Annotated in this window: 15 protein-coding genes and 1 riboswitch; of the genes, 12 read left to right on the top strand and 3 right to left on the bottom strand. The window is 28.8% G+C overall.

Annotated features, from left to right (window positions below):
• Positions 1 to 17: 17 nt before the first annotated feature.
• The 6 genes from IC758_RS18305 (at position 18) to IC758_RS18280 (ending at position 4749) form a co-directional block, all read left to right on the top strand.
• Positions 18 to 305, top strand: a complete 288-nt coding sequence (locus IC758_RS18305) for an antitoxin (RefSeq protein WP_227436214.1) — start codon at positions 18 to 20, stop codon at positions 303 to 305.
• Positions 274 to 657: a type II toxin-antitoxin system PemK/MazF family toxin gene (locus tag IC758_RS18300; protein WP_003421356.1), complete on the top strand. Its 384-nt coding sequence runs from the start codon at positions 274 to 276 to the stop codon at positions 655 to 657. Before IC758_RS18305 ends, IC758_RS18300 begins: the two co-directional genes overlap by 32 nt.
• A 171-nt stretch (positions 658 to 828) precedes the next feature.
• Positions 829 to 1656 (top strand): transketolase, encoded by an 828-nt coding sequence (locus IC758_RS18295; RefSeq protein WP_227436212.1) that lies wholly within the window; start codon positions 829 to 831, stop codon positions 1654 to 1656.
• On the top strand, positions 1649 to 2590 hold the full coding sequence (locus IC758_RS18290; protein ID WP_227483591.1) for a transketolase family protein: 942 nt from the start codon (positions 1649 to 1651) through the stop codon (positions 2588 to 2590). Before IC758_RS18295 ends, IC758_RS18290 begins: the two co-directional genes overlap by 8 nt.
• Positions 2591 to 3023: 433 nt before the next feature.
• Positions 3024 to 4118 carry a hypothetical protein gene (locus IC758_RS18285; RefSeq protein ID WP_227436206.1) on the top strand — a complete coding sequence of 365 codons (1095 nt, stop codon included), beginning with the start codon at positions 3024 to 3026 and terminating at the stop codon, positions 4116 to 4118.
• Positions 4119 to 4332: 214 nt separating this feature from the next.
• Positions 4333 to 4749: a hypothetical protein gene (locus IC758_RS18280; RefSeq protein ID WP_255613098.1), complete on the top strand. Its 417-nt coding sequence runs from the start codon at positions 4333 to 4335 to the stop codon at positions 4747 to 4749.
• A 179-nt stretch (positions 4750 to 4928) separates the two neighbouring features.
• Here the strand turns inward: IC758_RS18280 and IC758_RS18275 are convergent, their stop codons facing one another.
• Positions 4929 to 5498, bottom strand: a complete 570-nt coding sequence (locus IC758_RS18275; RefSeq protein WP_227836406.1) for a 5-formyltetrahydrofolate cyclo-ligase — start codon at positions 5496 to 5498, stop codon at positions 4929 to 4931.
• Between the two features lie 154 nt (positions 5499 to 5652).
• Here IC758_RS18275 and IC758_RS18270 point away from each other — a divergent pair, with 154 nt between their 5' ends.
• Positions 5653 to 6810 (top strand): S41 family peptidase, encoded by a 1158-nt coding sequence (locus IC758_RS18270; RefSeq protein WP_227436200.1) that lies wholly within the window; start codon positions 5653 to 5655, stop codon positions 6808 to 6810.
• A gap of 253 nt (positions 6811 to 7063) precedes the next feature.
• Here IC758_RS18270 and IC758_RS18265 read toward each other — a convergent pair whose 3' ends face one another.
• Together IC758_RS18265 and IC758_RS18260 are read right to left on the bottom strand one after the other, a co-directional pair.
• Positions 7064 to 7936 carry an aldose 1-epimerase family protein gene (locus IC758_RS18265; protein ID WP_227860659.1) on the bottom strand — a complete coding sequence of 291 codons (873 nt, stop codon included), beginning with the start codon at positions 7934 to 7936 and terminating at the stop codon, positions 7064 to 7066.
• 393 nt (positions 7937 to 8329) lie between these two features.
• Positions 8330 to 8521 (bottom strand): hypothetical protein, encoded by a 192-nt coding sequence (locus IC758_RS18260; RefSeq protein ID WP_227436177.1) that lies wholly within the window; start codon positions 8519 to 8521, stop codon positions 8330 to 8332.
• 213 nt (positions 8522 to 8734) lie between these two features.
• Between IC758_RS18260 and cobT the strand changes: the two genes are divergently transcribed.
• The 5 genes from cobT (at position 8735) to IC758_RS18235 (ending at position 13649) form a co-directional block, all read left to right on the top strand.
• On the top strand, positions 8735 to 9781 hold the full coding sequence (gene cobT / locus IC758_RS18255; RefSeq protein ID WP_227436176.1) for a nicotinate-nucleotide--dimethylbenzimidazole phosphoribosyltransferase: 1047 nt from the start codon (positions 8735 to 8737) through the stop codon (positions 9779 to 9781).
• A gap of 28 nt (positions 9782 to 9809) precedes the next feature.
• Positions 9810 to 10370, top strand: coding sequence for a bifunctional adenosylcobinamide kinase/adenosylcobinamide-phosphate guanylyltransferase (gene cobU, locus IC758_RS18250; protein WP_227436174.1), 561 nt, complete (start codon positions 9810 to 9812; stop codon positions 10368 to 10370).
• Positions 10371 to 10379: 9 nt separating this feature from the next.
• Complete coding sequence (gene cobS, locus IC758_RS18245; RefSeq protein WP_227436172.1) at positions 10380 to 11153, top strand: adenosylcobinamide-GDP ribazoletransferase; 774 nt, start codon at positions 10380 to 10382, stop codon at positions 11151 to 11153.
• A gap of 20 nt (positions 11154 to 11173) precedes the next feature.
• Positions 11174 to 11788, top strand: coding sequence for a histidine phosphatase family protein (locus tag IC758_RS18240; RefSeq protein WP_227436170.1), 615 nt, complete (start codon positions 11174 to 11176; stop codon positions 11786 to 11788).
• A 47-nt stretch (positions 11789 to 11835) separates the two neighbouring features.
• A riboswitch (cobalamin riboswitch) is annotated at positions 11836 to 12015 on the top strand.
• A gap of 119 nt (positions 12016 to 12134) precedes the next feature.
• The gene (locus tag IC758_RS18235; RefSeq protein WP_227483586.1) at positions 12135 to 13649 is read left to right on the top strand and encodes a cobyric acid synthase; all 1515 of its coding nucleotides are present in this window, start codon (positions 12135 to 12137) and stop codon (positions 13647 to 13649) included.

Below are 13649 nucleotides of genomic sequence, written 5' to 3'. Positions count from 1 at the left end.
ATCTGGGAGGCGATTTTGTGTACGATAAGAGTAAAGAAAAAATAGAAGTTACTTTACCAGACTCTCTGATTTCTGAAGTTGATAGTATTGTTCAGATGGAGAACAGTAACAGAGAAGATTTTGCAAAAGCTGCTTTTCAGTTCTATATAACTCAGAAAAAGAGAATTCATATTAAAGAATCTATGAAAACGGGTTATAGAGAAATGGGTCAAATTAATCTGTCATTAGCTGAACTAGGTATGACAGTTGACGAAGTATCTTCTGATGATAAAAATGAAGGGAAGATTGCCCAAGGTGAGTACTAATTGTGAAATAAAGCGTGGTGATTTATATTACGCTGATTTAAGTCCAGTTGTTGGTTCAGAACAGGGAGGAGTTAGGCCTGTTCTGATAATACAAAATGATGTAGGTAATAAATATAGTCCTACAGTTATAGTATCAGCTATAACATCTCAGATTAATAAAGCCAAATTACCTACTCATGTAGAGATAAGTTCCAATGAATATGGGCTTAATAAAGACTCAGTGATTCTTTTAGAACAAATCAGAACTATTGATAAAAAGAGGCTGAGGGAAAAAATTGGTTGTCTAGATGAAAATATGATGATAAAAGTAGATGATGGACTTCAAATAAGTTTAGGATTGTTTACTTTTTAAAGAGGGATTTGTCTTTTGTTAGACAATCCCTTTTTTCTTTAAAAATATTTCATAGAGTTTAATTTTAGTGCCTAAGCTAATAAAATCAAAAATAACGAAAAAAAATAGCATAAAAGTGATATAATAATATGGAATTGATATAAAAATTACAAACTCAAGGGAGGTAATTACATGAGAGACCATAAAGGATTAAATGAGATTGCGCGTATCATAAGAAGAGATATAGTTTCTATGATACATAGAGCCAAATCTGGACATCCAGGAGGGTCATTATCAGTAGTTGAAATACTTACTGCGTTATACTTTGATGAAATGAATGTGGATTCTTCAAATCCTAAAATGGAGGATAGAGATAGATTTGTATTATCAAAAGGACATGCTGCACCAGCATTATATGCAACATTGGCTGAAAAAGGTTATTTTGATAAGGAAGAATTAAATGGGCTGAGGAAAATAGGAAGAATGTTACAAGGGCATCCAGATATGAAAGGAACACCTGGTGTGGAGATATCTACAGGTTCCTTAGGTCAAGGTTTCTCGGCTGCATGTGGGATGGCTATGGCATCAAAATTAGATAATGCACCATGGAATGTGTACACTTTACTTGGTGATGGAGAAGTTCAAGAAGGTATTGTTTGGGAAGCTGCTATGAGTGCAGCACATTATAAACTTGATAATTTAATTGCTTTTTTAGACAATAATGGACTTCAGATAGATGGAAACATAGAAAGTGTAATGAACTTAGGTTCAATAGTTGATAAATTTAAGGCTTTTGGATGGAATGTAATTGAAATAGATGGTCATGATTTTGACCAAATATTTGCTGCTCTTGATATAGCTAAATCAACAGTTAAAAAGCCTACAATGATAGTTGCAAAGACTATAAAAGGTAAAGGAATATCTTTTATGGAAAATCAAGCAGGATGGCATGGGACAGCTCCAAATGATGCAGAACTAGAGCAAGCCTTACTTGAATTAGGAGGTGCTGACAATGAATAAAATGGCAACAAGAGAAGCATATGGTAAAGCCTTGGTAAAATTAGGACAAATAAATGACAATGTTGTAGTATTAGATGCAGATTTATCAAAGTCTACAAAGACACATGATTTTTATGAAGCATTTCCAGATAGATTTTTTAATATGGGTATAGCCGAACAAAATCTAATAGGTGCTGCTTGTGGGTTATCAACTGCTGGAAAAATACCTTTTGCTAGTACTTTTGCTATGTTTGCTACAGGAAGAGCATTTGAGATTATAAGAAATTCAGTTTGTTATCCAAAATTAAATGTAAAAATTTGTGCTACTCATGCAGGACTTACTGTTGGAGAAGATGGAGCATCTCATGAAAGTGTGGAGGATATTGCAATAATGAGAGCTATACCAAATATGACAGTTCTTGTTCCAGCTGATGGAGTAGAGACAGAGAAGATGATTTTTGAAATAGCTAAATACAATGGACCTGTTTATGTTAGACTAGGAAGAAGTTCAGTTCCAGTTTTATTTGATGAGGATTATCACTTTGAAATAGGAAAAGGTGTAGTACTAAGAGATGGCAATGATGTCACGATTATAGCTTGTGGGATTATGGTGAATGATGCTATATTAGCACAAGAAAAATTGCAAGAAGAAGGTATTAGTGCTAGAGTCATAAATATGTCCACAATAAAACCTATAGATAAGGATTTAATATTAAAATCAGCAAAAGAAACTAATGCTATTGTAACTGTAGAAGAACATAGTATAATTGGAGGATTAGGTTCTGCTGTAAGTGAGACAGTTGGAGAATCTTATCCAACTATTGTAAAAAAAGTTGGGATTAAGGATTCTTTTGGAGAATCTGGTGCTCCAAACGAATTGTTAAAAAAATATGAATTAACTTGTGATGACATAGTAAAAGCTGTAAAAGAAGCTATTCTTGCAAAAAGAATGTAAGAAATATAAATTATGCATGTTTGTTAACAATATAATATGTGTGAAAGAGAGATATAAAGCATTATATGAATTTGTATCTCTCTTTTTTATACACTATATCAATTTATCAAAAACCTAACCAAATATTCAAATTTTTACAAAAATAGAGAAAATATTCAAATATATATTGACTATTCAGAAAAATATGACTAATATATAGTTTATAGGGAAATTAGTTTTATACATATAATAACTACTTAGATAAAAAGAATTTAAAGAATTGTATGAAGGGAGGTATACTGTATAAAAAATATGCTATAAGTTTTAAGTTATTATACAAAATACAAAAAGTTTTAAAACAGTTATCATGGATTTTATGTTAAAGGAAATTGTAAGTAGTTTATCGAAGTAATTAAGCAGATGAAAAAATTTCACGTGGGGAGGTAACTGAGATATGTCAGAAAAAGTAAATGTTAAAACGGTCATCAGTTTCGCAGGAGCTTATGTAGCAACAGTAATCGGTTCTGGATTTGCAACAGGACAAGAAATAATGCAATTCTTCACTTTTTATGGGTTTGCAGGTATTATTGGTGGGATAATTTCAATGGTATTATTCTCATGGATGGGTGCTTCAGTAATGTCAAAAGGTAAAGAACTTCAACTTAAGGAACCTATCAAAATTTATCGTGTTTATTGTGGTAAGTATTTAGGAATATTCTTTGAGTGGTTTGGACCTTTATTCTTATTTGGTGTTTTCGTAGTAATGATTTCAGGAGCAGGAGCAACTTTAACTGAATACTATGGATTAAATCCATTTGTAGGTAGAATAGGTATGGCAGTAGTAGCATTATTAACTGTTTCATTAGGTCTTGATAAATTATCAAAGATACTAGGTGGAATAGGACCTATAATAATAATCTTTACACTTTTAGTTGGAGCTATAAGTTTGAGCAGTAATATAGGTAACTTATCTCAAGCAGGAGAGATTCTTAGTACTGTAGAGGTAACTAAGCCAGTTCCAAACGCATACCTATCTGGTGTAATATATACTACTTATAATACAATCGTTGTCATGGCGTTCTTAACAGGATTAGGAGCAAGTGCTGCTAATAAAAAAGAAGCTGTTTGTGGTGGTATACTAGGTGGTGTAGCACTTATGGCAGCAGCTATAATGATGAACTTAGCAATGCTTTCTGATATAGGGAACTTATATTCAAAAGCAATACCTTCATTATTCTTAGCTGATAAGATTTCACCAATAGTTGGAGTTTTATTCTCAGTAGTTCTTATATTAGGAATATATACAACAGCTGTACCTTTATTATGGTCAGTAACTAATAGATTTGTAGATGATAATCATCCTAAATTCAAATTAATAACATTAATAACAGCTATATTAGGTCTTATAGGTGGATTCTTACCATTTGATAAGCTGGTTGGTATCTTATATCCATATACCGGATATATGGGCGTCATAATACTGGTTTGTGTTCTTTATAGACAGATTACAAAAACATCTGGCTATCAAGAAGGAGTTAATGGTAAATAAGTAATTTGGAATTGTAAAATAAAGAGTTATATAAAAACAATTTAATTGTTTTTATATAACTCTTTTTTATTTTATAATTTATTTGTCATAAAATCCCTTTTTTAATTGTTTTATACTTGAAGACAATTGTTAATAAACATTTTATTATTGATGATTTAAAGTCTAAGACAAAATTATAAATCATATATTTAAATAGATGGGAGGAGTGATAAAATTGAATGTAAAGTTTAATATTAAAGGTATAATTTATGGAGTCATAGCTCTTATATTTGTGATAGGAGGATTTATATTCATACCAAGTATGTTTATAGAAAAAACTAAACCAATAGATTATACAGTATTGCAAAGGAATTCAATACCAGAAAAGATACTTGACGTTATGGACAAATACACGAATGAAGAAAGGGCATTAGCAGCTAAAATTGATAATAAAATATACATCATAGTAACTAGGGGAAATAATAAATATGGTATTGAGATGGATAACATAGAAAGTGTAAGTGAAGAAGGAAAAGAAGTTTTGAGAGTTAAGATAAAGTATAAGGATAAGGAGGATTCTCTTCCATACATAGTGGTTGAAACAAATATGAGTGAACTTCCAGATAGAATAGAATTAAATTCTACTAAATAAAAATATATTTGTAATTAGATAACTATTTATTTGTATAGTAAAATAAAGTCATGGTTTTTATTAATGTAAATAAATCATTTCGAGGCTTTATTGATGTAAAAGCCATGACTTAAAATATTCATTGAATGAGATAAAAATTAAATATTAAACAGAGTGTTATATTAATAGTATTGAGAGTGTTAATTATTTGGTGTAAGAATTCTAGTCTCAGTAACTATATAGTTTAATTGAGCATCATGAGTTTCTTTTGGAATAGAATCGAATACCTGAAAGTCAAATGCTATTCCTATAGTTATTGCGTCTTTTCTTAAGTTCTCTAAAAATCTATCATAAAATCCTCCGCCATATCCCAATCTATAGCAATGTATGTCATATGCAACAGCTGGAACAATTACAACATCTAAAGCTTTAATATCAATTTTAGGCGATTTTTCGTTAGGTTCTCTTATTCCATATGCACCAATTTTTAGTCCATTATCTAAATCTGTTATTTGAGTAGGAATTAATGTATGATTTTCTTTTATTGTAATAGGACTTGAGACTATTTTCTTTAGAGATAAAAGTTTTTTGATTAAATTACCTGTGTTAACTTCGTTATTAAAATCTAGATAAAGCATTATGTTAGTTGCGTTTCTTATATCCTCCATTTGAAGTAATTTTTCTGTTATCAAATTTGAATTATTTAGTATAAAATCAGCACCTTTATTTTTTCTATGCTCAATAACTTTTTTCCTAAATTCTTTTTTCATAAAATATTCCTCCCTTAATATGTTATAATGTGAACAGAATTTATATTCTAATATAAATTTTAGTATAGTTTATTGTAATAAGGCAATATATTTGGGTAAATGTAATAAAAATAACAGCTAGTCATATAATATATAATAGTTTATGTAAAAGGAGATGTATCTTGTGATTTCAAAAAAGAAAGCTATTTTTTTAGGGGTGATTTTAGTAATTATAACAGCTATGGCCACATCGGCATTTCAGCTTACATTAGGGAACAAAGTTGTAATATCAAAAGAACTCTATGAAGGCTATAAAAAATATGATAAGTTGTTAGGATTAGAATCTATTATAAAACAAGATTTTTATAAAAAAGTCTCTGATAAAGATTTAGTGGATGGAGCATCAAAGGGGTTATTCCTAGGAACAAATGATAAATATTCTGGTTATTACACTAAAGATGAAATGAAAAAGCTAATAGAAGATAGTGAGGGCTCTTATGTTGGTGTAGGGATGTATATAGGAGCATCAAAAGATGGAGGTCTTGTAGTAGTTCCTATGAAAGATTCTCCAGCAGAAAAAGCAGGAGTAAAAGCAGGAGATAAATTAATAAAAGTCAATGGAAAATCTGTATCATATAAAAATTCAGATGAAGCTGTAAGTATGATGAAAGGTAAAAAAGGCAAAAAAGTAAAGCTAGTAGTATTGAGAGAAGATAAACAACTAAGCTTTGAGCTAAAAACAGAACAGATAGTTGAGAAAAGTATAGAAAGTAAAGTAATTGATAATGATTTAGGATATATAGAAATTACCCAGTTTATATCAAGTACATATACTGATTTTGACAAAGCTTTAAAAGGGTTGAAAGAAAAGAATATTAAGGGATTAGTAATAGACCTTAGAAACAATCCTGGAGGAATGTTGGATATATGTAAAGAAGTTGCTGATGAATTAATTGGTGAAGGAACTATAGTGTATACTAAAGACAATAAAGGTAATACAGAATACTTAAAATCTGATAAAGAAAAATTGGGACTTCCAATAGTAGTTTTAACTAATGGAGAAAGCGCCTCTGCTGCTGAGATATTAACAGCTGCAATTGTTGATAATAAAGAAGGTATTTCTGTAGGTACTACGACTTATGGTAAAGGGCTGGTACAGTCAGTTGTAAGATTGAAAGATGGAACAGGATACAAGCTAACTACTGCTCAATACTTTACACCTAATGGAGATTATATCAATGAAAAAGGGATAAAACCTACCATTGAAGAAAAAGATGAGAAAAAGCAACTGGATGTAGCAACTGAATGGCTTAGAGAGCAGGTTAATAAATAGAATTTAAAGTTTGTAGATATAAAAATATTACTGGAAATTTAGCATTCCAGTAATATTTTTTTGATTTAAGAAATATTAATATTAATAACACTATTTTCTAATACTATACATACTCTTATTTAAAAGTACTCTCATTTCAGTAATATAGAAACTTATTTGTTTTATACTGATTATAAGAATATTTAAGGTATTTTCTATTTTGAATTACATTAATATTTTGTAAAAACACATACATGTAAATTAACTTTTTTATCTAATGTATGTCTATACTATAAGAAGTTGTAAAAATTTTTCCTTTACCTAATTTGTTTATAAATTTCTTATCTTTATAAATTTTATTAGAATGTATACTATCAGCGAGACCATACCATGGTTCTATACATAAAAATGGAGCAGTAGAATTAGTTTCGCTATAATAAGGAGTCCAAATACCAACTAGAGGGAAATCTAACATAGATAGAGTTATATATTTGCTACCATCATTATTACATATAGATACTTCATCTATATTGGTGTATATCAAGGCATCATTCTTGAACAATTCTGGATTTAACTGTAAGTTTTTTAAATCACCAATAAATGTTATATCATCAGTAAAAGAACCATTTAAATTGATTTTTTCTACATCATTTCTTCTTTTAAATTCAAGGTGATATTTAGAAAAACCATTTTGTTCAAAAAAAGGAATATTAAATGCAGGATGTCCACCTATAGAAAAGAATATATCTTTAGAGTCAGTATTTTTTACAATCCATTCTATATTTATGCTATTGTCATTTAATGTATAATTTATAAGCAGTTCAAAAGAGTAGGGATATTTTTTTAGAGTAGATTCGTTGGATTTTAAACTATAAGATATGAATGTATCACTTTTATTTATAATTTCAAAATCCATATCTCTAGCAAATCCATGTTGAGTCATATTGTATAAATTTTCTTCTATTATGGTTTCATTATCAAGCAGTTTACCAACTATAGGGAATAATATAGGTGATTGTCTACCCCAATGCTTTTTATTACCATCCCAAAGAATATTTCTGTTATGTTTTTTAGAAAATATCCTAGTAAGCTCAGCACCAGAGCTACTTGATTCAATAATTAAGTTTTCATTTTGTAATATATTCATTTAAAATCTCCTTTATTATACTTTGTTAGTATATTATACTATAAAGTATAATGAGTTTTAAATTGTATTTGATATTATATTTGAAAGGTAGATTTTAGTGTATTTTGAAAATTTTGTTTTGAAAATTTGGGATTATTTAAGAAATTTTGTATTATAAATAGAAGGAAATAGATAAATTGTATAGAATTAAATATATTAAGATAAGTTAATAATGTTAAATGGGAAGTGAGTTTATGGAAAAACCAAATACAAAAGTTGTTAACTTTCAAGAGTATAAAGACAGAAAAAAACAAAGAGAAGTAAACCGAGACGAACTTTTAAAGCTTATTAAAAAAATTGTGACTTCAAAATAGGGAGTTGTTAAACTCCCTATTTTAATGGGTTCCCAAAGAATTAAGACATTCTAAGTCCATCTATATAATCTTTAAATTGTGAAAAATCTGATTCACTACTTAACTCTACAGTTTCTGTACCTTCCGTATAAAAATTCTTAAGATAGATAGTATAATTATTATCAACACAATTATGATAAATACATCTATATCCATCTTCATATAAATTTTTTAATTTAGAAAAATCATCCACAATATCAACTCCTTAAAGTTCTTTTAATTATATTTTTACAAAAAGTATGTGATTGTATGCAAATTAGAAATGTAAAATAAAGGAAATTAAGATAAAATGTAGAATAATCTCTATATGTATGTAAAAATAAAAAGAAAAAGTTGAAATTTTTAGAAAATAAGAGTATCTTTTATCTAAAAAGATAATTAAAAAATAATATTGGGAGGATAGAAAATGAGTTTATTAGAAAGTATATCAAGGAATATATATTCTCTAGATAAGTCTTCTATTGAAAAAGCAAAACAGAGGTTGGACAGGCTTATACATCCAACTGGAAGTTTAGGAAAGATAGAAGATATTTGCATGCAATTAGCAGGGATATTTGGTAATGAAAATTTTGATACAACTAAAAAAGTTATAATTGCTTTTGCTGGAGACCATGGAGTATATGAAGAAGGAGTTGCACCTGACCCTCAAGACATAACAAAGTTACAATTTCCAAATTTCTCAAAAGGGCTATGTGGAGTTGGGGTAATAAGTAAATTTGTAGGAGCAGATGTTGTAGCTGTAGATGTAGGAATAAATTGTGATGAAAAATTAGATGGAGTATTAGATTATAAGATAAGAAAAGGTACTTCAAATATGGCAAAGGGACCAGCCATGAGTAAACAAGAGGCTATAAGATGCTTAGAAATAGGAATTGAAATAGCAGAGCAATGTATAGAAAGAGATTATAAAGTAATTGGTATTGGAGAGATGGGAATAGCAAATACTACTCCAAGTACTGCAATAATATCTGTAATCTCAGGATGTGACCCATCAGAAGTGACAGGAATAGGTGCAGGTCTTAAAAAAGAAAGATTAAAACATAAAGCTGATGTAATTAGAAAAGCTATTGAAATTAACAATCCAAATCCAACTGATGGTGTAGATATTTTATCTAAAGTAGGTGGATTTGAAATAGGTTCAATGGCAGGTGTTATATTAGGATGTAGTGCTAATAGAATCCCAGTTGTTATAGATGGGTTTATTTCTTATGCTGCTGCTTTAATTGCTTATAAAATAAATCCAAAAACTAGAGAATATATGATAGCATCACATTTATCAGCAGAATCAGGAACTAAAAGAGCATTAGATATATTGAAATTAGACCCTATACTAAATATGGATATGAGATTAGGTGAAGGAAGTGGAGCTGCTTTGGCATTCAATATAGTGGAAGCTTCAAATTATACTTACAAAAATATGGCGACTTTTGATGAGATAGATATGGGTCGATAAAAAATTTAATATATTTAGGAGTGTTTTGATGAGTCAAATTATTCTGGTAACAGGAGGAGCTAGGTCAGGAAAGAGTAATTTTGCAGAAAAATTGTGTTTAGATAGGAATAATAATACAGCCTACATAGCGACATCTATTCCATTTGATGATGAGATGAAAGATAGAGTAAGAAAGCATCAAGAGAGTAGACCTAAAAGTTGGAAGACATATGAAATATATGAAGATATATATTCTATAATTAAAAATATATGTGGAGAACATGAGACTGTTATACTAGACTGTGTCACACTATTAGTAAATAATTTAATGTTTTCACATAATTTAAACATAGAAGAATCTACTCAAGAAGAAATAAATAAATTGGAAGAGTACATAAAAGAGCAAATTAGTAAACTGATTAAAGAAATAGAAAAAACAAATCTATATTTTGTATTTGTGACAAATGAATTAGGTATGGGAATTGTTCCTGGAAATAAACTTAGTAGAATATATACTGATATTGTAGGTCGTATAAATCAATATATAGCATCAAAAAGCAATGAAGTTTATTTTGTAGTTAGTGGAATACCTATGAAAATAAAGGAGTAGTATGTGACTATGAAAAGATTTATTTTGATACTACAGTTTTTGACAAGGATACCTATAAAATTAGATGTAGGATTTGATGATGAATTTTACAAATCCATAGTATATTTCCCACTTGTAGGTCTTGTTATTGGTATATTAACTTATTTAATAGGATGGGTTTCTATACTTTTGTTTCAGCCATTTATATGTGCGATTATAATAACACTTGCTGGTGTTTTGATTACTGGGGGGCTTCATATAGATGGATTAGGGGATACATTTGATGCAATATACAGTTATAGAGACAAAGAGAAAATGCTTGAAATAATGAAAGACTCTCGATTAGGTACAAATTCGCTTTTAGCAATTATGTTTGTACTTTTATTAAAGATTGGATTTGTATATAGTATTATAAGCAATAATTCACTATGGGTTATAATATTCATGCCAATGATTGCAAGGTTAGGAGTAATGTTATTGACATATAAAACGGTAACACCAAGAGCAAAAGGAATGGGGAATTTATTTATAGGAAAATTGACTACAAGTATGTTAATAACAGCTATAATATATACATTATTGATAGTTAGTATTATTGCTAAATTAATATTTTTAGTGCCTAATATAGTATTGATTAAAGTATTATGCTCAGCTATAGCAGTTTTTATATTTATAACATTGTTTAAAAATCATATTTATAAAAAAATTGATGGAGTAACAGGAGATATATTAGGTTGTGGAATAGAACTTTCAGAACTTGTATATTTGATTTATATATATTTGTTAATTTTTATGTTTATTTAAAACTAAAAAGTGGTGATAATGTGATAAGATTAATATTAATAAGACATGCATTGACAATTGATAATGAAAAAGGAAGATTATCAGGTCATATAAATAGTTATATAAGTGAAGAAGGTAAATTGCAAATAAATAAAATTACAAAATATATGAGTAGTGAAAGTATAGATAAGATTTATACAACTCCATCTTCACGTACTAAAGATACAGTAGAGAAAATATCAAAGCTGAAATCAATAGAAATAGAAGAAAGAGAAAATCTAAGAGAAATTAGCTTTGGAGACTTTGAAGGAATAACTTTTGAAGAAATAAAAGTTAAGCATCCAAAAGAATTTGAAAAAATGATAGAAGAAGGTAGCAATTATAGATACCCAAATGGAGAAAGTTTGATAGATTCATATGAAAGAGTAGCAAAAGAGATTGACAATATAATTTTAGAAAATGATGACTATTTAAATAGAAAAGCAATACTTATATGTTCTCATGCAGGTACAATAAGAAACATAATAACACATTTGATTTCTGGTAGTTATAAATATCATTGGAACTTTAAAATTGATAATGCATCTATTACAATTTTGGAAGTTGATAATGGATTTACTGTAATAAATAAAATGAATTTTACTGATTTTATATAAATTAAACATTAAACGATATGTGCTTATAAACTTACTAACAAAAATAGAATATTAGATTAAAATTAGGTTCTCAATTAGATGTAAAAAGGGAAAAAGGTTAGATGCCTTTGCAGCCCCCGCTACTGTGAAACCAACGAAACTATAAATACCACTGTCAATTTGATGGGAAGGTTATAGGAGTAGGATGAAGTTAAGCCAGGATACCTGCCTAATTTAATTTAAAACATGAGGTCTTCGGGGTGAAAGATTTTTAATTGATATATATATAAAAGTCCTAGCTTTAGAAGCATTAGGACTTTTTTTATTTTATTTGTAGGTAAAATTTAACTTTAAGGAGGGGGAGAAAGTGGGTAAAAAAGTAATGTTACAGGGAACTGCATCAAATGTAGGTAAGAGCATTTTATCAGCAGGATTGTGTAGAATATTTAAACAAGATGGTCATACTGTTGCTCCTTTTAAGTCACAAAATATGGCTTTAAATTCTTTTATAACTAAAGAAGGATTGGAAATGGGGAGAGCACAAGTATTTCAAGCAGAAGCGTCAAAAATAGAGCCAATAGTAGATATGAATCCAGTCTTATTAAAACCTTCTGGAAATCATAAAAGTCAAGTGATTGTAAGGGGAAAAGTTGTAGGAGAAATGCATTCATCTGAATATCATGATTATAAGCTAGAATTGGTAGATGTATTAAAGGAAACCTTTAATAATTTAAGTTCAATGTATGACATTGTGGTTATGGAAGGTGCAGGGAGTACTGCAGAGATAAATTTAAAAGATAGAGATATATCTAATATGGGTATGGCAAAAATAGCAGATGCACCAGTAATAATAGTTGGGGATATTGATAGAGGAGGAGTATTTGCATCATTAGCAGGTACAATGCTTTTATTAGATGATGATGAGAGAAAAAGAGTCAAAGGAGTAATAATCAATAAATTTAGAGGGAAAAAGGAACTCCTACAAGATGGTTTAAAGATGCTTGAAGATATTATAAAAGTACCAGTTTTAGGTGTGGTTCCTTATATGGATATAAAAATAGAAGATGAAGATAGTGTAACAACTAGATTTAAGAAAAAAATGGATAAAAATGATATACATATAGAAATAATTAGAACTCCACATATGTCAAATTTTACAGATTTTAATATATTTGAAACACAAGAAGATGTAAGCCTTAGATATGTAGACTATGGAGAAGCTATAGGAAATCCAGATATATTGATAATACCTGGAACTAAAAGTACTATAGATGATTTAAAGTACATAAGAGAAAGTGGTCTTGAGTCACAAATTAAAAATTTACATAGTCAGGGTAAATTGATATTTGGAATATGTGGTGGGTATCAAATGCTAGGTAAAAAATTAAAAGACCCTTATCATGTTGAAAGTGAAATTGAAGAAGTAGATGGCATTGGTCTTTTAGATACAGAAACAATATTTGAAGAGGAAAAGACTACAACTCAAGTAGAAGCCACCATTATTGAATGTACTGGCGAATATATGAACAACCTTAAAGGTAAGAAAGTAAAAGGCTATGAAATACATATGGGAATTACAAATCGCAGTAATAAAGTAAGTAGCTTAGACTTAATAACAAAAAAACTAGATAAAGAAGTCAATTATACTGAAGGAAGTGTAAATAAAGAAGGTAATGTAATTGGTACTTATCTTCATGGAATATTTGATGAAATAGATTTTACAAGAGCAATTTTAAATAATATAAGAAAGAAAAAGGGATTAAAAGAATTAGAAAGTACTGTAAGTTCTTTTGATGAGTTTAAAGATAAAGAGTATGATAAATTGGCAGATTTCTTGAGAGAACATTTAGATATAGAGCAGATATATGAAATTATGAAATAA

Source organism: Clostridioides sp. ES-W-0016-02, assembly GCF_020641035.1.
GTDB lineage: Bacteria > Bacillota > Clostridia > Peptostreptococcales > Peptostreptococcaceae > Clostridioides.
The sequence above is the reverse complement of the archived record's forward strand: the minus strand, read 5'-3'. Positions and strand labels throughout refer to the sequence as shown.